Consider the following 18,825-nt stretch of genomic DNA (forward strand, 5'->3'; position numbering starts at 1 on the left):
GATCTGAATTGGCTCTGAACATCGTGCGGATGCCGGGGAAGCGCGGTTTTTGCGCGCTGGGTCTGCCCGGGTTTACTTGCCCGGCCGCGTCGGCTGCTCGCCTTCTTTGAGAGCCGCGTGGACCTTCGCCATGGTCGCGCTGCAATAGGCCTCGCGCTCGCGGTTGAACCGCTCCTGATGGGCGCGGAAACTGGCGACCCGCGCCCTGATCTCGGACTGGAATTCCTCCCGCAGATCGGGACGCGCAGGAGGGGCCGGCCTCGATATCTCCCGCGGTATTTCCTGAGGTACTTCTGTTGATATGTCTTGTGATGCTTCTTTTGGCGCCCGGGCAACGGACGGGGTCGCCGCCAGCAGAAACTCAATGTCGGGAAGGGCCGCGGCCGCGCGGGTGGTTTCGGCCGCGCGTGTGGTTTCGGATCTCTCGACGGAGAGCGGGGCAACCGACGTGGTGACCGTATTCCCGGTCTCCGGCGTCTTGCCGGTCACCGATTGAACGAACGCCATCGTTTGCGCGATCAGGAGATCGCGTTCCCTCATCCATTTCATGAAACACCTCGGCCCAAGTCACTCCATCAAACGCCTTTTGTGGAATCAAGCGGGTGGAGAGGTGGCCGGGGATAACTGCCGCGCTTTTGCGCGCGAGGTGACAAAACGGTGACAGTTCGTGACCGGCAACGCGCACATGGTGGTGTCAATTTCGCTGCGGTTAGGGCCGGACGCAGCATGATCCCTCAACCAAGCCCCGGATCGCTTCCGCGGCCTCATTGCGATCCTCGCGCTTGCTGAGCGCTTCCGTCTGCCGCTCAACGCTCCTCCGAGCCGCAAGCTATGGGTTTGAAGCGGCATTGCTTTCCAAGCGGTCCGCAATCCAGTCAAAAATGAATTCGCTGGCAAGCGTTGGGTTGTCGGCGTGCCCTTGGGAGGCACCCGTTTCCGCCCCCGTAAAAATTTTCAGCGTGATATCCTGCTGATCCGTCTTGAGTTGCTCGATCAGGACGTTCACGTGTTCTGGCTCCAGCCAGCCATGCTCGCCGATGGTAATCAAGATCGGACACTTTAGATTTCGTGCGATCCCGTTGGGTATGAGATTCGCGCGCGCATCAAGCGGCGCAATGTGGTTTGCCAAAAACGCCCGCTCCTGCAAATCCCAAATGCCGCCGTCACAAACGGCGGCAGCGAATCGATGGTCAAGCGCAACACCGCGCGCGACAAAAGAGCCCGAACCATCGCCGAGAATCGCTATTCGACGTTTATCAACGTCGTCCCTCGTTGTGAGATAGTCCATTATATAGGAGACAGCCGTCTCCAGATCAGAACGGCCGACCACATTTTCGAACTGTGCGCCGTTATCCGTTCCCAGAAGATCGGTGGCCAGCAGCGACATTCCGCGATTGCGGGCGTGGCGCGCCGTCTTGTAGAGGTACTCTTCCTTTCGATGTCCCGGTTCGCCGAGGCAAATGATGACAGGCGTTTGAGCCGACGCGGCTGGGGCAGGCAGGAAATAGCCCTCCAACGGATAGCGGCTCAGCCAGGGAATCTCGACAACTTCGCCAGCAGGGGTTCGATGCTCCAGGTAGCGACGGGCGCAGGTCCGCATCTTGGCGAGACCGGCCTGCAGTCTCTTGTCCACGAATTCAAGATCGAACACGGCCGCGCTATAATAGTTTAGGGCCCGCAGCCAGTTGCTTTGGGCCGTCAGAAAATGTCCAGCACCGAGAGCTGTATTGCCTCGCTCATTGTTGGCGTCGGCCGTCTTGTTCCATTCCCGGTACCAGGATTCGTGGTCCTTCGGGTCTATCCGGCTTGCCGTGCGGAAGCATTCAGAAACAGTTGAGCCGCCTTCTTGAGCAGCACCCAAAAGCCGCAGAAATTCGGCAGACAGATCTTCGCTGTCCGGCCACTGGATCCACCCTTTTTGGTCAAAGTGACCGACCGGAATGGCCATCAAATCTGACTTTATTACTTAGGTTGATCAATACTCAACCAAGGCGTGCGTTTTCGCAAGCCAATTCGCGCCTCCGCGGTGCGGTCGAGTGTGCTGCGATTGGCCTTCCGCCGCTGATCAATGTGGCATGCCAGATCTTCCATGAAAGCACCCCATTCCCTGTCGGGGATCAATCAAAGAAGAAGAATCGATGGCTCGCTTGATATGGATCAATACGCATTGCAGCCGGAAACGGCGCGTGGAACTTTGGAGTGCGCCCCGCGCAACAGTGGACATCGTCCAGGCCGGAGTTCGGTGTTCGCTTTCTGACCGATTCGAAACGAGCCGCGCAGCGCAAGCGAATTCGATAGTACCCTCGTGAGATCTCTAGCAGGGCACGAGGTCGGACGTTTGTGAGTTCAGGCTCATGCCCGAGACTCACTGACGCCCAAGACTTACTAACACCCAACACTCACCAACGCCCGAGACTCAGATGTCCATGGCAACCTTCAAGCAGGCCTTCTCAAATTGATCCTTGAGGGACGCGAGTTTGCCGGTGAACTCGGTGAGTTCTCGATCGCTGAATTCCGCAAAGATAAATTTGTTAAGGGCTTCCTGCTGGGAGGCCAGATTTGCGATGTGCTTGTATGACTTGTCCGTCAGTGACATTTTTACAACTCTGGCGTCGTCCTCCGAGGTCTTTCGGCGCATGAAGCCTTTCTTTTCAAGCATTTTCGACTGGGTTGTCACGAACGACGAGTCGACGTGAAGCATCTTTGACACCACCTTCACCGGAACTCCGTCGCCTTTGTCCAAGTCCGCCAGAGCCATCAGAATCATCCACTGCGGACCACTAACGCCAAGGGTCTTCGCCCAAAAATGCCGGAGTTGCTGGAGGTGCACATTGATTGAAGCGACCTCCCACGCGAATCGCTTTGCCAGGTCCTGATTCCTTGCAGAGGGCTGAGGTTGATCGGAATTCTTCTCCACGACTCGTGAATTCATCTGCTTTTCGATGCCCCTTTTTTCACCGATCTTGCATCGATGCACATTGGAAAATTCAATAATGAAATCACTGAACTAAATCACCTTAAACATCGGTATGATTCCTAGCAATTGTCCTGTTTTCGACCTGTTGCTGCAAGGACACAGACGCCGACCATAACGATGCATGAGTACATAAAGTATTTTGATTAACTTAGTTGTGAAGGCATAGTCCTCGTGACGACTGGGGGGTCCTAGATCGTCCCGTTCTAGGTGGTTCGCTTAAGTCCCTCGCGCTGATGCGGGAGTGTCCGAAGGCGCGAAGCGGCTGGGCGGGTTTTTATGGGGGACAAGGGAACCAACCTTAGGGTGCTTCACCCAGCGGATCCGGAACCTTCCCTACAGAGCAACTTGGAGGTTTAACATGAAGATGGTTAAGAGCCTTATTCTCGGCTCAGCGGCGGGTCTGATCGCCATGAGTGGAGTTCAGGCAGCCGATCTTCCCGTCAAGGCCAAAGCGGTCGAGTACGTGAGGATCTGCTCCCTGTATGGCGCGGGTTTCTTCTATATCCCGGGCACCGACACCTGCATCAAGCTGGGTGGTTATCTGCGCGTTGATACAACATTCAACGGCGCTCCTTACAATGAGCCGGCCTGGGCCGGCGATCTGGGTCAGGGCAATCGCTATCGCGATTACTTCGCCTCCCGTTCCCGTCTGGCGTTCACGATCGATACCCGCACTGCCACCGAGTACGGCGTGGTTCGCACCTTCGGTCAGCTGGATTGGTCGTTCGCCTCGCCGAGCGGCAGCTTCAGAGAAGTGGGACCTACCGGCCAAGCCGGTGGCCTTAACAACGGCCAGCAGATCGCGACGGAAATGTTGTTCATCCAGTTCGCTGGATTCACCTTCGGTCGTTCGGCTTCGGCCTATGCGACGCCCTGGCATGGTTATCCAGGCAACAACACCTCGTTCCTGGTTGGCGGTCATGACACCGTTACCGGCACGAACAACATCCAGTACACTGCTCAGTTCGGCAACGGCGTGTCGGGCACGATCGGTCTAGACGACCCGCTCGCGTTCAACCGCATCAGCGTGTACAACCTTGCGAACACCTCCGCCGCCGGCGTCGTTACGCTCGCGTCGCTTACCGGCACGGGCTCTAGCGGCAACGCCTACGCTGGCACGCATGTTCCCGACATCGTCGGCAACATTCGGGTCGATCAGGCTTGGGGTCTGTTCCAGATTTCGGGCGCATTGCATGAGGTTAACGGTTCATACAATGCTCTGACACACGTGGTGACCGGCGGCCTTGTTACGCCGTTTGGGGGACCGACATTCGGTGCGAATGGTCTCTCTGAAATCTCTGGCCACCCCGAGAGCAAGTTTGGCGGTTCGGTGATGGCTGCCTTGCAGATCAAGAACATCCCGACTGGCGCCGGCGACGACATCAAGATGGATGCCAGCTGGGGCAAGGGCGACATGAAGAACATCATTGGCACCAGCGCAGGCGTACGGGCCTTCAATATGTTCGGCGGCGGCAGTGGCGGCGCTTACCAGAGCATCGGCTTCGCCAACGCGACCGACGCCATCTATCTGCCGACGTTTGCCGGCGGTGACGGCACGCTGCATCTGACCGAAGGTTTTGGTTTCCGTGGTGCGTTCAACCACAACTGGGATCCATACTGGTCGACCAGCCTGTTCGGCGGCTACGCTGCCATTCGCTATGATGGCACGGCGAAGAACTTTTACTGTGCGGCCTACGCTGCGAGCAACCTCGGCGCCCAGTCTGCGGATTTCAGCTGCAACCCCGACTTCAATCTCGCGCAGATTGGTCTGATCACTCGCTGGACTCCCGTCAAGAACCTGACGTTCTCGGCCGAAGTGCTCTATTTCCACCTCGACCAGAAGTTCACCGGTTCCAAGGTTCTGACGCCGACGGCTCCCAAGCCGACTGCCGTCTACAACTACGCGGACCAGGATACGGTCAGCTTGAACGTTCGCGTTCAGCGCAACTTCTGATCGCATAATCTAACGATAGTCCAGGAGAGCCCCGGCAGGAAACTGCCGGGGGTTTTTGCTGTTATCCGTGCTTCAGGATGTTGGACGACGATCCTCGGAAAGCAGAACGTTCTATCTGTGGGCGAGCGAATTAGTTTCAAAATGTGATTTGATAATGTGAGTTAGTCATGTATTGTGATCTCCAGGTAGCCGCCAAAATCGTTTGACGGCCTCTTAGTCTCAAGGAGACGCAAAGCTTCTTTATGATAAACCTCCGAAACCTCCGGCAATGCCCTGCCGGAGGTTTTTAATTTTTGGGACCTGTTGAGCGGATGGCAGCCAGAGCGGCGCAGGATCATCGGGGGAAGTGACCGTGCGAACCATGCTGATCCGGTTCGCCGCCTCGTGGGGGCTGCGGCGGCCTGACCATGCTGCAAACCATCAGTGCCTGGCGGATCGCGGCTCGAGGATAGTGTCGTATTTCGCTTCATTCTCAGAGATCGCTGGGTGCGGCCTCAAGCAAGACATGGTGCCGGTTGAGAGGATTGAACTCCCGACCTTCGGTTTACAAAACCGCTGCTCTACCGCTGAGCTAAACCGGCGAATTGAGTGATCGGTGAGCGGTGAGAACATCCCGCATTGGCCCCGATCTTCGGCCGCTCGAATACCAGACTTGGCCGCAAAGGGCCAGAACCCCGATATCCGTCCCGGCATGAAAAAGCCGGACATTTGGCCGGCTTCCCTTCGCAAATTCTGCTTGCCTTACTGGCAGGGATGCCTCCGGCCATCCTCGCCGCGGAACCAGGTGCCGGGGATGCAGACAAAGCCGTTGCGGTGGGCATAGGCATCGCCGCCGATCGGAGCGGTCGCGATGCCAGCCACCGTGCCGGCCGCGCTGCCGACGACGCCGGCCGCGACATCGCCCGGCCAGAAGCTGCTGTTGTTGTCCCAGCGGTTGTAGCTGTCCCGCCAGGTGCGATCCCGATAGACTTGGTCTCGAGAGACCTGCCGCTGGTAGCTGTCGGTATAGGGATTTCCCGGTCCCTTGTTCTGGCAGTTGGCGTTTGGATAGAACTGCGCGCAATAGCCGGGATTGTAGATAACCTCCCGCGCCATCGCAGGACTTGCGAGCGCGGACGTAAGGATCGCGGCGGCGCGCCGAGAATTGCTGATCTTGTCATTGTGATTGCTCCGAAGGTCAGGTCAGAGCCCAACCGGAGGTGTTTTCGGATGTTCCGATTCGAGGGTTGTGCAATCGTCAAACCGATGTGAAGTTCCGGCTGCCCATCATTTGAAGGATCATGGAATTTCATGCAGGTGCGCGACGTCGATTACCGCTGCGGCGAAACCAGTTTGCGCGGTTATCTCGCGCTTGACGAGAACGCTGCCGGGCCGCGGCCGGGCGTCGCCGTATTTCACGAAGGGCTCGGGCTTGGCGAATTCGCGATGGAGCGCGCGCGCCGGCTCGCCGGTCTCGGCTATGTCGCGTTCGCCGCCGACATGTTCGGCGACCGTCGGCAGGCGACCAATCTGCAGGAAGTCGCGACCCTGGTCGGCGAGCTTCGCGCTGAGCCGGAAAAACTCCGCGCCCGTGGTCGCGCCGCGCTCGAAACACTCGCCGCGTTGCCGCAGGTCGATAGCCAAAGACTGGCGGCGATCGGGTTCTGCTTCGGCGGGTCGGTGGTGCTGGAGCTGGCGCGCGAGGGCGCCGAGCTGAAGGCGGTGGTCAGTTTCCACGGCGTGCTGGCGACAAAGCTGCGGGCGCAACCGGGGCTGGTGAAGGCCAGCGTGCTGGTCTGCACCGGGGTGGACGATCCCCTGGCGCCGCCTGATCAGATTGCGGATTTCGAGAATGAAATGCGCACTGGCGGCGTAAAGGACTGGCAGGTCATCGCCTACGGCAACACGCTGCACGGCTTCACCAACCCGGCCGCCGATGGCTCGATGCTGCGCACCGCCCTGTATAACGAACAGGCCGACCGCCGCTCCTGGGCGTCGATGAAGAGCCTGTTCGATGAAGTCTTGACCTGACAAAGGCTTCCAACTGGTATTTCATGGCATTTTCAAGCGAAGCATGCCCCCAGACTTGATCCGTAGGTGGGCACCGGCTCGCGTGAAGAAAACGCGTCGAAATCAAAATTAGAAGTTCAGCTTTGAGCTGAACTTCAACTGATGCAGCGGGTAGCAGGGGGCGTATGTTCGGAATTCTGGGGCTGGGGTTTTTGCTGGGCATGCAGCATGCGCTCGAGGCCGATCATATCGCCGCCGTCTCCAGCATCGCCGCGCGCCGCAGCCATGTGGCCGATATCGTCAAGCACGGCCTGACCTGGGGGCTCGGCCATACGCTGACGCTGTTCGTCTTTGCAGGCTGTGCCATCCTGCTCGGCCGCGCGATCCCCGAAACCATTGCCCGGCCGATCGAGACCGCCGTCGGTGTCATGCTGGTCGGCCTCGGGGCGCATGTGCTGTGGCGTCTGTGGCGCGACCGGGTGCATTTCCACCGGCACGGCCATGGCGACGGCACGGTGCACTTCCACGCCCACAGCCATGCCGGCGAAACCAGCTCGCATGCCCGTGCGGCCCATGCCCACGATCATGGCTTCCGCTGGCGCACGCTACTGGTCGGGCTGATGCACGGCATGGCGGGCTCGGCTGCGCTTCTGGTGCTGGCGGTCACGCAGGCGTCCAGTCCCGCGCTCGGCCTCGGTTACGTCGCACTGTTCGGCGTCGGCTCGATGATCGGCATGGGCGCGCTGTCGACGGTGATCGCGGTGCCGCTCGCGGTCTCCGCCCGCTCGCTCACCTGGGCCAATCGCGGCCTGCAGGGGGCGGTGGGCCTTGCCACCGTCGCGATCGGAATTATGACTGTCTATGAAACCGCTTTCGCGTAAGGGACGATAGCAATGGATCGCCGCAATTTTCTGGCCGGAAGCGCCGCATGTTCGCTCGCAGCGATGACGGGCAAGGCGTTCGCGCAATCGGGCCCGCTGACTAAAATCATCTTCCCGTTTGCGGCCGGCGGCAGCGGCGACCTGCTATGCCGCCAGCTGGCGCAATATCTGCCTGCGCTCCTTGACCGCAATTTCATCGTGGAGAACCGCACCGGCGGCGACGGACTGATCGGCATCCGGGCGGTAAAGGGCGCGAATCCCGACGGCACCACGATCCTGATGACGACTGGCCCGACCATGTACCTGCTGCCCATGGTGGAGAACCAACCGAGCTTCGACTCCGCCAAGGATTTTGTGCCGGTCTCGCAGCTTACCCGCTTCGAATTCGCCGTGGTCGCGAGCCCCGCGATCGAAGTCAAAGACTTCAAGGAATTGGCAGTCTGGTTGAAGGCGAATCCCGGCAAGGCGACTTATGGCACTCCGGGCAGCGGCAACATCCCGCATTTCACCGGCTGGCAGCTCGAGCAGGCGCTGGGCTTGTCGATGACCAAGGTGCCGTATCGTGGTTCGGCGCTGATGGTCAACGATCTGATTGCAGGTCACCTCCCGTTTGGCATCACCACGGTTTCCGACACGATCACACAGCACCGCGCCGGAGGTTTGCGGATTGTCGCCGTGGCCAGCGAGACCCGTTCTTCGTTTTTGCCAGACATCCCGACTCTGAAGGAGAGCGGCGTCAATCTGGTGGCGGACGGCTGGTACGGCATGTGGCTGCCGGCCGGCAGCTCGCCAGAGTTCGCAAAGAAGCTGAGCACGGCCGTCGCCGAGGTGTTGGCGAAGTCCGAGGTGAAGGAAAAGCTGCTCGCGGTCATGCTGATTCCGGTTGGCTCCACGCCGGAGCAGTTGACGCAAAGGCTCGCGGCTGATCACGCATTCTGGCAGCCGATCGTGAAGGCGACCGGCTACAAGATCACGAATTAGAATCGCCGTTCGCACCCGTAACCTTACGCGCAGATGCTGCGGAGATCGGGTAGGCGGCCCGCATCCTGGCGCGATGCTTGGGGCCGTCGCCCCCTCCTCGTGGGAACAATCGCGCCAGTGCTCAGTGGACGCTTGGCTGAACGGCAACATTTGCTGGAAAAATTGTCGCAAGATGTGCCGGTTCCACGGGCCCATATACCATGTTAGTTGCCTGAATTACCGCATGATTTGTCTACGTTGCGGCGTCTTCGCGCTCAATGAGCCGGGAATACCACCGTGGCCGCGCTTTGACTTGACGATGATTCCCAAGTTTAACTCTAGCTATCGAGGCAGGGGTGTCGGCTTTTTGTTTGATTCAGTTTAGCCGCGGCTGCCGACGGCAGGGAGAGCACCGCATGAGTTCATATTTTCGGCGGCAGCTTGCGGAGTACGTTGAATACCATCGTGACCCCTGGAATTGCGCGATGCATGTCTTCGGCATCGCGTTCTTGTTCCTGGCCGCTGTTCTTCCGCTCAGCCTGTGGCCCATCACCGTATTCGGGTTCCAGACCAGCGCGGCGACCATCGCTGTCGTACCGGTGCTCATCTACTGGTTCCTGCTCGACTTCGCGCTCGGAGCCGCGATCCTTGGGGCCGCAATCATGTTGCTCTCAGTCGCTGCCGTGATCGTTAGTCATGCGACGACTGCTGGCATGTGGTCACTTACGGCCATCCTAATTGTCGTTGGGGTCGCATCGCAGATTGTTGGGCACCGCGTGTTCGAGCGGCGGCAGCCGGCGCTGGTCGACAATCCGACCCACCTTTTGCTCGGACCAATGTTTGTCATGGCGAAGCTGTTTATCGCGCTGGGCTTTCGGCGCGATCTCGCTATCATCATCCAGGGGCAACCGCGAGGTGCTACATCGTGATCTCAAATAGCTCAGCTTGAGTGCACCCGCAGCATGACGCGCATACTCGTTACAGGCGGCAGTGGGTTCATCGGAAAGCACCTCGTCGCGGCGCTGATCGTGCGAGGTGGGCAGGTGAGGGTTCTCGATCTTCAGCCACCACCCCGCGCCTTGACGCAGGTTCAGTATGTCAGTGGATCGGTACTTGATCGCGACCTGGTGGACCGAGCAATGGACGGGGTCGACGAGGTCTATCACCTAGCCGGCCTACCGGGGATGTGGCTGCCGCGAAAAGCTGATTTTCACACCGTCAATTGCGGTGGCACCGAAATCGTCATTGAGACGGCGCGAAAGCGCGGCATAAGGCGCTTCCTGCACTGCTCGACGGAATCCATTCTGTTCCGTGCCTCGCCATCGATGGTTCCTGTCGCTGACGATGCGCTCTTGCCGGACGACATGCCGGGTCCATATACGCGCTCGAAAATGCTCGCCGACCGTTTCGCCATGCAGGCGGCCGCATCCGGATACCCGGTGGTGATCGGCTGTCCCACCATGCCGGTCGGGCCTTACGATCACAATGTTACGCCGCCGACGGCAATGCTGCGCTATTTTCTCAAGCGACGCCTTCAATTGCATCTTGATTTTGTCGTGAACCTCGTCGATGTGCGCGACGCCGCCGAAGGGCTGATCCTTGCCATGGAGCGCGGACAGGCTGGACATCGCTACGTTCTCGGCGGCGAAAGCATGCCGCTAAGACAGGTTCTCGAACTCATGGCTGAGATCAGCGGACGTCGCGTCCGGTGCATTCACGTGAACGGCAAGGTCGCCGAAATGGTCACGGCAACGCTGGAGTTCATCGCCGATCACGTGACGCGCCGGCCCCCGTCCGGTACGGCCGAAGGCGTTCGTATCGCATTGCGGGCAGGGGCCTTGTCGATCGAGAAAGCACAACGAGAGCTGGGCTATGCGCCGGGCGCCGTCGAACCTGTGTTGCGGGAAACCATTGCGCATCTGCTTGATGCCGGCCACCATCAGCCTGAATGGAGCTCAACGCCGAGTAGTCGCGCTCGATCGCTTCACATCGAGCGCCGGTTTGGCGGTTGATTCAATCGCTCACTGAAGGTCCGCAACATGCTGCACGATCCTGGCCAATGGTTCGCTTTCGCCTTGAGTGGCTGGACCACTACCTGGCCCACACAGTTGCTCGCCGTCATCTGGATTTTGTGGGTCGTCAGTTGGGTTTTGGCGTCGTTCTGGTCCGGTCAAACCAAGAAACACGTGATGACCTGGGACTCGCTCAAATACCGGCTCCCCATTTTCGCAGGGGCAATTCTTTTCTTGCCATTGACCGGCAAGGTTCTGGGGGAAAAGCCGCTCTGGCAGTTTGGCAGCGTTGGCATCTACGCGCTGGCGTGCCTGGTCCTTGCAGGGATCTCGTTCACATGGTGGGCGAGAATTCATCTCGGACGTTTCTGGTCGAACGCGATCACGCACAAGGAAGGCCATCAGGTCATCGATACCGGCCCCTATGGATTTGTGCGCCACCCGATCTATACGGGGCTTATCTTTGGGATGTTGGTGACGGGTGTCGCGGTCGGAACAGTGACCGCGATGCTGGGTGCGATGCTGATCTCGCTCGGGATGTCGTTGAAGGCCCGCATGGAGGAAGGCTTCCTCACGGCTGAACTCGGTGCGGATGCCTATGGATCGTATTGCCGGCGCGTTCCGATGCTGATTCCGTTCCTGCCGCCCACCTGACGCCGCAGAATACCCTGTAAGTTACCGTTTCGGTCGCGTCGCCGCCGATGTCGCGACAGGCGGAGCGAGACGGCGCGGAACAAAGACGCGCTGGCCAACTGACAGCGGCGCACTCTCCGAGTACTGATTGACTTGGGTAAGTGACCACAGCGGCACATGGTTAAGTGCTGCAAGCCTCTGCAACGTATCGCCCGAACGGGCGAATTGCTGCGTGCCGCTGTCCCACAGCTCGATTGGGGCATCGGGAGGAACGACGTAGCGCAGCGGCACCGCCTCTCCACCGGTTGGCAAAGGCGTCGTCGCAAGTTGCGCAATTGCCGTCACCAATTGCTCGTGGACGGAATCCATCTTGTCGATGTTGATGTGGGTGACTTCCTCGTGCTGCTTCAAATCGAAGCTCGCGTAGTGACCCTGGTAACCTTGCTCGGCGACCACGTCACCGCCGCCCAATACGCTGTCGGACAGGAAAATGTTGATGAAACGCTCGACGTTCAGCGGCACCTTCGGGCTTGCTTGGGCCGGATCAATGGTGACCACCAGGCTAACCGGGATGTTTTCGGACTTCAGTATCCCGGCGAACGTCAGGGCACAAAGTCCGCCCATCGAATGACCGATCAGGACGACCGGAGCGGCATTGTCACGGTAATCGCGGATAGCCTGATCCGCGATCAGCCGGCAAATGGTGAATTCGTAGACGTCAGCCTGGATGCCGGCTTGTTCGAGGCGCTTGGTTAGATGGTCCATCCCGCGCGAAAAGATCGGCCCGAGTGCGCCGCGGAACAGGTAGACGCGCGCCTGCGGCTGGGTCGCGGCTGGCAGTGCGACGGGGGCGGTCGTCGCGGCAGCATTGGTCGAGCGTGCGACCGGACCGGCGAGCGCCAGATTGCAACCGAACGAGAAAACGAAGGCGGAAAGCGCCGCCCAAATCGCTACGGCCGCAACCCGCGTCGGACTGCTCATGCGCGTTTCATCCGCGATTCTGGCCGTCAAAGCACACCCCAACGCCACCCAGCGCTCTGCGAGTGATCTATCGTCGAGGAATTGGCAGAATTTGCGGCACTCGTTTCGGCGACGGCCTGGAACCGAGCCAGTCGCGCTACTGACGTACCGCCGCGGTGTCTGCCCTGCCAGGTCTCGCCGCGCCTGCCGCTCGAGGCTGCCGCGGTTTCTGCGGCCCCGAAGCTGGTGCAGATCGGCCGAAGACGACGGCGTCGATCTCGCTTATCACCTTCTGCTGCATGATCTGGTTCTTTTCGATGGACATGTGCCCGACGCCAGGAACGTTCTGCACATTGATGTTCTCAAGCTTGCCTTGGAATTGCGCGGTCTTTGCGACCGGCTCGCCGTTGCCGTTGGCGATGTAGAAGTTTACGTAGCGTCCCACGCGCCCCGAGAGCTTGGTGCGAAACACCGAATCCAAGCCGATTGCCAGCTTAACGGGAGCGCCAAGCTGGTCCAGCCTGGCGACCATGTCGGGCAATGCGGTCGCGCCCGAGGAATGCCCGACCAGAATGATCGTCTTGATCCTGCCACTTTTGAATCCGGCGGCGGCTTCGTCGGCGAGCGACGACCAGGAGGCGAAGTTCGCGACAGTGACCGGAATGCCCTGCGCCCGTAGCTGTGCCGCGATGTCATCGAGACCCAGAGAAAAAATATTGAGCACGCCGCGGAGCAGATAGACGTGAGAAGTCGAGGCTGCCGACGCGGAATTCGGTGCTGCCAGCACGGGACTTGCGCCGATCGGCAGGAGCAGCAAGATCGCGATCGCGATCGTTTGCAGTCGACGCCAAGATGCCTGGCGGGAACAGGATGACCAGCCGACAGATCCGATATTGCCGCGATAGGACTTCATTGCGCTCCTCAAGGGGACTGCAAGCGTTTCGCCGGGCGACCGTAGCGCCGGCGCGCCCGGAACCGCAATAAACGTGGCGTGAGCGGCCGCAATTTACCAACGCGACGTGTCGCCGCCGCAACACTCGTTTCCGACCCCCTGGTTTGCGCCAGCCGCCCGGAGCAGAATGCAATCGTGCCCCGGTCGCGGTACCGAAGCGCAACAGACGGCTACAATCAGATGTCAAATGCAGAAATTGAAATGAGGGGAACCCACCAGACTCAGTTAGATTCCGTGCAGCTTGAATTTGGCAGGGGGCACTGATGCCATACTTCAACTTTGATCTCGTCATAGGCGCGGAGTTCAAAAACCAGGCGGCATGTATCTCGAAAACACAGAAAACGCGATCGATAAGGCCGAAAGCCTCGCGAGCGAGCTTTGCATCGTTCGCCCCGAGCTGTGTTCCACCGGATGTGCTGTGCGTGTCACCGACGGAGACAGTAACGAGCTCTACCGTACTCCGGTCGACCGGCCGCTGATGGAATCGTCCGTCGCGCACGATGCGTCGTAAGCGCACGAGATCGAATTGGTCTGAAGTGTAGACTACGGCAAGGGCAGTAGTTGAGTTGGGAGCGATTTCTTATCGAGGGGGCAGTTCGTTCGGCCCTTGGCGGACGGGTTCTGCGCTGCAGATTTGTTGGAATGGTTCGGATCAGATGCCGATGACTCGGTCGTGCTCATAGACTCGGCCAAGTCGGCATTCGATGACCATTCCACGTAACTAACAACGGCGAACGTAAGGGCGAATAGGGTGAAAAGCCCAACCACCACTATGGTGCCGATTCCCTGCCAATCGATTTGGCTATTGAACAATGGCATGGCTCGTCTCCCGCAGCCGGGTTTGCGACGGCCTTAGATCAACTCGCGGTTCTCGAATGTGAGCTGCCTCACGCCTCACGCTCACTTGATGCCGAGACAGAACGCCGGACGTCTTTTGCCTGGGCTAATCCGTCGTGCAATGCGCATCACTGGTCTTATGGCTTGATCCCGATCTTCTCTCTGATGGCGCCGAGCTCGGCCTCGTCCCAGATGCCGATCAGCACGCCGTTCTTTACCTGCAGTTGCTGGGCCGCATAGGCAGCGATCCTTGCGTTTGGCGTCGTGACGTGCATCTTTTGATGCAGCGCCCAATCGAATAGCTCTAACTGCAGCAGCGCCACGATGCCCGGTCGGGAAAGGATGACAACCGGTCAAATCTGGTGTCGCGGCGATATGGCTTCATTGCTCTCCTCGAAGGGCGGAGCCGGTGCCGGCGACAAGTTCCGCGGCCGACCGCAATCTAATCGTGCAGCTTTATACCCGCTTCTCTAACCAGCTTCGCCCATTTCGGAATCTCATCATCAATAGCGGCGGCGAATTCCGCAGGTGAATTCCCAATCGGCTCGATTCCAAGATCACCGAAGCGCTTGCGTATGTCGGGGATGGCAAGAATCCTCGCTGTTTCGCGGTGCAGCTTGTCGACGATGGCCGGTGGAGTTCTGGCAGGCGCCAAGAGGCCGAACCATACCGTTACGTCGAAGTCAGGGAAGCCAGACTCTGCCATGGTCGGGAGATCGGGTGCGCCGGCATAGCGCTCCAACGACGTCACCGCGAGCGCCCTGACTTTCCCTTCGCGCGCGAGGGGCAACGCGCCGGTAGGAGGAGCAAACGCCATGCTGAGTCGTCCAGCGACCAGCTCCTGGGAAAAGACAGCACCGCGATACGGCACGTGCAGGATGTCGACTTTCGCCATGGACTTCAGCAGTTCCCCGGCGAGGTGCAGCGTCGAGCCAAATCCTGCGGACCCATAGGTGAGTGCGCCCGGTCGCGCGCGTGCGAGTGCCACAAGCTCTTGCACATTCTTCGCCGGCACGTTGTTGCTGACGATGAGGATGTTTGCGTAAGCACATAACTGAGAGATCGGCACAAGCTCCCGGACCGGGTCGAACGGCATCTTCTCATAGAGGCTCGGGTTAATGACAATAACTGGGGCGGCCGCGAGCAGCAGCGTATGGCCGTCGGGCTCGGCCCTTGCGACGCGCTCCCCGGCAATATTGCCGTTGGCGCCCACCGTGTTCTCGATGATGACCGGCTTGCCCCATGCCTGGAAAAGCCGATCGCCGAGCAAGCGAGCGACAATATCTGGAGACGTGCCCGGTCCGAAACCGACGACAATTCGAACCGTGTGGATGGGATAATCTAGCGCCTGTGCGACCGGCCCCGCCGTGACGGACATGACCAGAGTGGCAAGAACCAAAATCAATGAACGCAGAAGGTTCATGGCTGCCTCCCCCCTCAGATGATCCTTCCGGGGCTATCGTGGCTCGGCGAAGCGTTTGGGTGGCTGTTGGCGACGGGCCCGGAGCAGCCCGAAGGGGCGCGCCCGCACGCTGGGCCGACACTGGCACGGCGAGCGTCTGGCGTAGTGAGGGCGCGATGAAATTCCGCCGAAATATCGGTGAAGGTGGTAAGATCGTATTTTGAAGGCGGTGGAGGTCAGGATGCATTCCGGCTCTCCCAGGGTGCTCTGCTTCAACGGTTATGCCCTCGACCTGCAGCGCTGCGCGGTCATGCGCGGCGGGCGGGAGCTTCAACTTCGGCCGAAATCCTTCGATGTGCTACGCTATCTCGCTGAGCACGCTGGCAGGCTCGTTTCAGAGGAAGAGCTGATCAGAGCGACGTGGCCCAACGTGTTCGTATCCGATGGCTGTCTCGTCCAATCCATCAAGGACATCCGCGAGGCGCTGTCCGACGATGTCCATGAGATCGTCAAAACCGTCCCGCGCCGGGGCTATCTGTTCGCGGCCGAATTATCCGATGGGGAACTGGATAGCCGACCTCCAATGATCGGTTCGCGTCATCAGGAGCTCACATTCTGCCGAACCCAAGACGGCGTCAACATTGCCGTTGCATGTGTGGGCCAGGGCATGCCGCTTGTGTGTATTCCCACCTGGGCCACCCACCTGGAGTACGACTGGCAGAGTCCTATCCGCGGACCGCTTTGGCGTTTCCTCGTCGACCGCGTCCGGCTTGTTCGTTACGATGGTCGAGGTTTTGGGCTTTCCGATCGAGACATCACCGATGTTTCGTTCACAACGTTCGAGCGCGACCTGGACGCGGTTGTGGATGCTTTGCATCTGCATCGTTACGCCATCCTGGGCATATCGCAGGGAGCCGCAATCGCCATCGCTCACGCTGCCCGCTATCCCGAACGTGTATCGAAACTGATCCTTCACGGCGGCTTTGCGTTGGGCCGCAACAAACGCGGCTCGCCGAAAGAGGCCGAAATCGCCAAAGCGTGGATTGCCATCATGCGACAGGGATGGGGCGACGATAACTCCGCTCTGCTAAGGATATTCAGCTCTGTCTTTCTTCCCGGCGCTTCGGCCGAGCAGATCAAGTGGTACGCAAACCTGCTGCGCCTCTCGACGTCAGTCGAAAACGCGATCATGAACCGATGTGCCGTTGACGAGATCGATATCGTCGATCTATTGCCGAAGGTATCTGCCCCAACCCTGGTCCTTCACTGTCGTAACGACAATGCAGCGCCGTTTAACGAGGGACGCCGCATCGCCACGTCCGTCCCGAACGCAAGATTCGCGGTCTTGGACTCAGAAAACCACGTCCCCATACCGGGCGAGCCCGCCTGGTCAAAGTTCATCGGCGAGATTGAGACGTTCTTGACAGGTGTCTGACGCTCGCGTTTCGACCGATCCGCGCGTTCGCATTGGGTCAAAGCCGCGTCTCGCCATGTCGGTTTTATTTGCAAATTTCTCGTCGTTTGGGCTCTGCGGCCGATGATCGCTCTGAAATTCAACTGCGGATAATCCCGATCTTCTCCCTGATGGCGCCGAGCTCGGCCTCGTCCCAGATGCCGATCAGCACGCCGTTCTTCACCTGCAATTGCTGGGCAGCATATGCCGCGATCTTCGCATTCGGCGTGGTGATGTGCATCCTCGGATGCAGCGCCCAGTCGAACAACTCCGATTGCAGCCGCGCCACGACGTCAGCGCAGGCGGGGTCGGCGCCGCGATCGGTCAATTCCTGCGGGTCGCTTTCGAGATCGTAGAGCATCGGGCGGAAGCCGGAGGCGTGAATGAATTTCCAGCGGCCGTCGAACACCATGAACAGCCGGCAGCGCTCGATCGGCTGGCCCAGCATCACGCGGACGTCCTGCATCGCGTAGTCGTATTCGGAGAACACGACCTTGCGCCAGTCAGCCGGCCGCTTGCCATGCAAAAGCGGCAGCAGCGAACGTCCTTCCAGAATGTGGTCCGGCGGATTGCTGCCGAAATAGTCGATGAAGGTCGGCGCCAGGTCGATCGCCTCGACCAGCGCATCGCTCACCGTGCCGCGCGTGCTGTCGGCGGCGCTTGACGGATCGATCACGATCAGCGGGATCCTGGCCGATTGCTCGTGGAACAGATCCTTCTCGCCCATCCAGTGATCGCCGAGATAGTCGCCATGGTCTGACGTGAACACGATCATGGTGGTGTCGAGCAGGCCGCGCGCTTCGAGGAAGCGCATCAGGACGCCCATCTGGTCGTCGATCTGCTTGATCAGGCCCATATAGGTCGGAATGACTTTTTCGCGCGCCTCGTTGCGCGACATGTTGCGGGAGTAGCGCATGTCCATATAGGCGGCGAACACCGGATGGGCGTTGGCGCGTTCCTCCTGCGAGCGGATCACCGGCTGCACGTCCTCAGGCCCGTACATGCTGGCGTAGGGCTCCGGCGCGATGTAGGGCCAGTGCGGCTTGATGTAGGACAGATGCAGGCACCATGGCCTTCCGTCGTCCTCGGCATCGGTAATGAACTCCATCGCGCGCCGCGTCATGTAGGGCGTTTCGGAATGCTCGTCCGGCACGCGCGCCGCCTTGTCGGCATGCACCAGCAGCCAGCCGTTCTGCAGGCTCCCGTCCTCGGCTGCGCCGGAATTGGCCCAGTGCTCCCACGGATTGGGGGCGTCGTAGCCGTGCTGGCGCAAATAATTGTCGTAGGCCGGGCGCGGCCGCCCGGTCGGGTGCAGGCCGTCATCGCGCTCATAGGGTTCGAACCCGCATTCCGACACATGCACGCCGATGATCGAGTCCGGTGGAATCCCGAGATTCTTCAGCCCTTCGAGGTCGGGGGCCATGTGGGTCTTGCCGACCAACACATTGCGGACGCCGATCTTCTTCAAGTGATCGCCGAGCGTCGGTTCGCCTATGCGCAGCGGCCAGCCGTTCCAGTGCGAGCCGTGCGAGCGCATGTAGCGGCCGGTATAGAACGACATCCGCGACGGGCCGCAGATCGGCGACTGCACATAGGCCTTCGAGAACAGAACGCCGCGCTTGGCCATCGCGTCGATGTTTGGCGTCTTCAGAACGGGGTGCCCGGTGCAGCCGAGATAGTCGTAGCGAAGCTGGTCGCACATGATCCACAGCACATTCTTCGCGGGCGTTTTGGTCGTCATTTCAGGCATTTCGGCTGGAGTTCGGAGGAAGCGGGAGAAGGCGGGATGGTGCGATATTGCCGCGCAAATGACAA

Annotated in this window: 18 protein-coding genes and 1 tRNA gene; 9 read left to right on the forward strand and 10 right to left on the reverse strand. The window is 59.9% G+C overall.

Features of this window, described 5'->3' with window-relative positions; all coding sequences use genetic code 11:
* Positions 1 to 72: 72 nt before the first annotated feature.
* The 3 genes from V1286_RS10335 to V1286_RS10345 form a co-directional block, all read right to left on the reverse strand.
* Positions 73 to 549, reverse strand: a complete 477-nt coding sequence (locus tag V1286_RS10335; RefSeq protein WP_334479359.1) for a hypothetical protein — start codon at positions 547 to 549, stop codon at positions 73 to 75.
* A 280-nt stretch (positions 550 to 829) separates the two neighbouring features.
* Positions 830 to 1,948, reverse strand: a complete 1,119-nt coding sequence (locus V1286_RS10340) for an alpha/beta hydrolase family protein (RefSeq protein WP_334479360.1) — start codon at positions 1,946 to 1,948, stop codon at positions 830 to 832.
* A gap of 468 nt (positions 1,949 to 2,416) precedes the next feature.
* Positions 2,417 to 2,932 carry a MarR family winged helix-turn-helix transcriptional regulator gene (locus tag V1286_RS10345; protein ID WP_334479361.1) on the reverse strand — a complete coding sequence of 172 codons (516 nt, stop codon included), beginning with the start codon at positions 2,930 to 2,932 and terminating at the stop codon, positions 2,417 to 2,419.
* 403 nt (positions 2,933 to 3,335) lie between these two features.
* Between V1286_RS10345 and V1286_RS10350 the strand changes: the two genes are divergently transcribed.
* A complete protein-coding gene (locus V1286_RS10350) occupies positions 3,336 to 4,931 on the forward strand; it encodes a porin (RefSeq protein ID WP_334479363.1) in 1,596 nt (531 codons plus the stop codon).
* Positions 4,932 to 5,437: 506 nt separating this feature from the next.
* Here the strand turns inward: V1286_RS10350 and V1286_RS10355 are convergent.
* Positions 5,438 to 5,512: transfer RNA gene (locus V1286_RS10355), tRNA-Thr, on the reverse strand.
* 160 nt (positions 5,513 to 5,672) lie between these two features.
* On the reverse strand, positions 5,673 to 6,026 hold the full coding sequence (locus V1286_RS10360) for a hypothetical protein (RefSeq protein ID WP_334479365.1): 354 nt from the start codon (positions 6,024 to 6,026) through the stop codon (positions 5,673 to 5,675).
* 195 nt (positions 6,027 to 6,221) lie between these two features.
* Here V1286_RS10360 and V1286_RS10365 point away from each other — a divergent pair, with 195 nt between their 5' ends.
* The 6 genes from V1286_RS10365 to V1286_RS10390 all read left to right on the forward strand — a co-directional run bounded on the left by V1286_RS10365 (position 6,222) and on the right by V1286_RS10390 (position 11,427).
* Positions 6,222 to 6,941, forward strand: coding sequence for a dienelactone hydrolase family protein (locus V1286_RS10365; RefSeq protein ID WP_334479366.1), 720 nt, complete (start codon positions 6,222 to 6,224; stop codon positions 6,939 to 6,941).
* 164 nt (positions 6,942 to 7,105) lie between these two features.
* Positions 7,106 to 7,801, forward strand: a complete 696-nt coding sequence (locus V1286_RS10370; RefSeq protein WP_334479368.1) for a HoxN/HupN/NixA family nickel/cobalt transporter — start codon at positions 7,106 to 7,108, stop codon at positions 7,799 to 7,801.
* Positions 7,802 to 7,864: 63 nt separating this feature from the next.
* Positions 7,865 to 8,782, forward strand: a complete 918-nt coding sequence (locus V1286_RS10375; protein ID WP_334479370.1) for a Bug family tripartite tricarboxylate transporter substrate binding protein — start codon at positions 7,865 to 7,867, stop codon at positions 8,780 to 8,782.
* A 395-nt stretch (positions 8,783 to 9,177) separates the two neighbouring features.
* Complete coding sequence (locus V1286_RS10380) at positions 9,178 to 9,690, forward strand: Mpo1 family 2-hydroxy fatty acid dioxygenase (RefSeq protein WP_334489616.1); 513 nt, start codon at positions 9,178 to 9,180, stop codon at positions 9,688 to 9,690.
* A 33-nt stretch (positions 9,691 to 9,723) separates the two neighbouring features.
* On the forward strand, positions 9,724 to 10,773 hold the full coding sequence (locus tag V1286_RS10385; RefSeq protein WP_334479372.1) for an NAD-dependent epimerase/dehydratase family protein: 1,050 nt from the start codon (positions 9,724 to 9,726) through the stop codon (positions 10,771 to 10,773).
* Positions 10,774 to 10,800: 27 nt separating this feature from the next.
* A complete protein-coding gene (locus V1286_RS10390) occupies positions 10,801 to 11,427 on the forward strand; it encodes a methyltransferase family protein (RefSeq protein WP_334479374.1) in 627 nt (208 codons plus the stop codon).
* Between the two features lie 21 nt (positions 11,428 to 11,448).
* Here the strand turns inward: V1286_RS10390 and V1286_RS10395 are convergent, their stop codons facing one another.
* Positions 11,449 to 12,387, reverse strand: coding sequence for an alpha/beta fold hydrolase (locus V1286_RS10395; protein WP_334479375.1), 939 nt, complete (start codon positions 12,385 to 12,387; stop codon positions 11,449 to 11,451).
* A gap of 136 nt (positions 12,388 to 12,523) precedes the next feature.
* Positions 12,524 to 13,279, reverse strand: a complete 756-nt coding sequence (locus V1286_RS10400) for a hypothetical protein (protein ID WP_334479377.1) — start codon at positions 13,277 to 13,279, stop codon at positions 12,524 to 12,526.
* Between the two features lie 358 nt (positions 13,280 to 13,637).
* Between V1286_RS10400 and V1286_RS10405 the strand changes: the two genes are divergently transcribed.
* Positions 13,638 to 13,829, forward strand: coding sequence for a hypothetical protein (locus V1286_RS10405; RefSeq protein WP_334479378.1), 192 nt, complete (start codon positions 13,638 to 13,640; stop codon positions 13,827 to 13,829).
* A 463-nt stretch (positions 13,830 to 14,292) separates the two neighbouring features.
* On the opposite strand, the gene V1286_RS10410 is transcribed toward V1286_RS10405, so the two are convergent.
* Together V1286_RS10410 and V1286_RS10415 are read right to left on the reverse strand one after the other, a co-directional pair.
* Positions 14,293 to 14,478, reverse strand: coding sequence for a hypothetical protein (locus V1286_RS10410; protein ID WP_334479380.1), 186 nt, complete (start codon positions 14,476 to 14,478; stop codon positions 14,293 to 14,295).
* Positions 14,479 to 14,597: 119 nt separating this feature from the next.
* Complete coding sequence (locus V1286_RS10415; RefSeq protein WP_334479381.1) at positions 14,598 to 15,578, reverse strand: Bug family tripartite tricarboxylate transporter substrate binding protein; 981 nt, start codon at positions 15,576 to 15,578, stop codon at positions 14,598 to 14,600.
* A 220-nt stretch (positions 15,579 to 15,798) separates the two neighbouring features.
* On the opposite strand from V1286_RS10415, the gene V1286_RS10420 reads away from it, so the two are divergent.
* Positions 15,799 to 16,992, forward strand: coding sequence for an alpha/beta hydrolase (locus V1286_RS10420; protein WP_334479383.1), 1,194 nt, complete (start codon positions 15,799 to 15,801; stop codon positions 16,990 to 16,992).
* A gap of 118 nt (positions 16,993 to 17,110) precedes the next feature.
* Here the strand turns inward: V1286_RS10420 and V1286_RS10425 are convergent, their stop codons facing one another.
* Positions 17,111 to 18,751 carry an alkaline phosphatase family protein gene (locus V1286_RS10425; RefSeq protein ID WP_334479385.1) on the reverse strand — a complete coding sequence of 547 codons (1,641 nt, stop codon included), beginning with the start codon at positions 18,749 to 18,751 and terminating at the stop codon, positions 17,111 to 17,113.
* Between the last annotated feature and the right edge of the window lie 74 nt (positions 18,752 to 18,825).

It is taken from the genome of Bradyrhizobium algeriense (assembly GCF_036924595.1).
In the GTDB taxonomy this organism is placed as follows: Bacteria; Pseudomonadota; Alphaproteobacteria; order Rhizobiales; family Xanthobacteraceae; genus Bradyrhizobium; species Bradyrhizobium algeriense.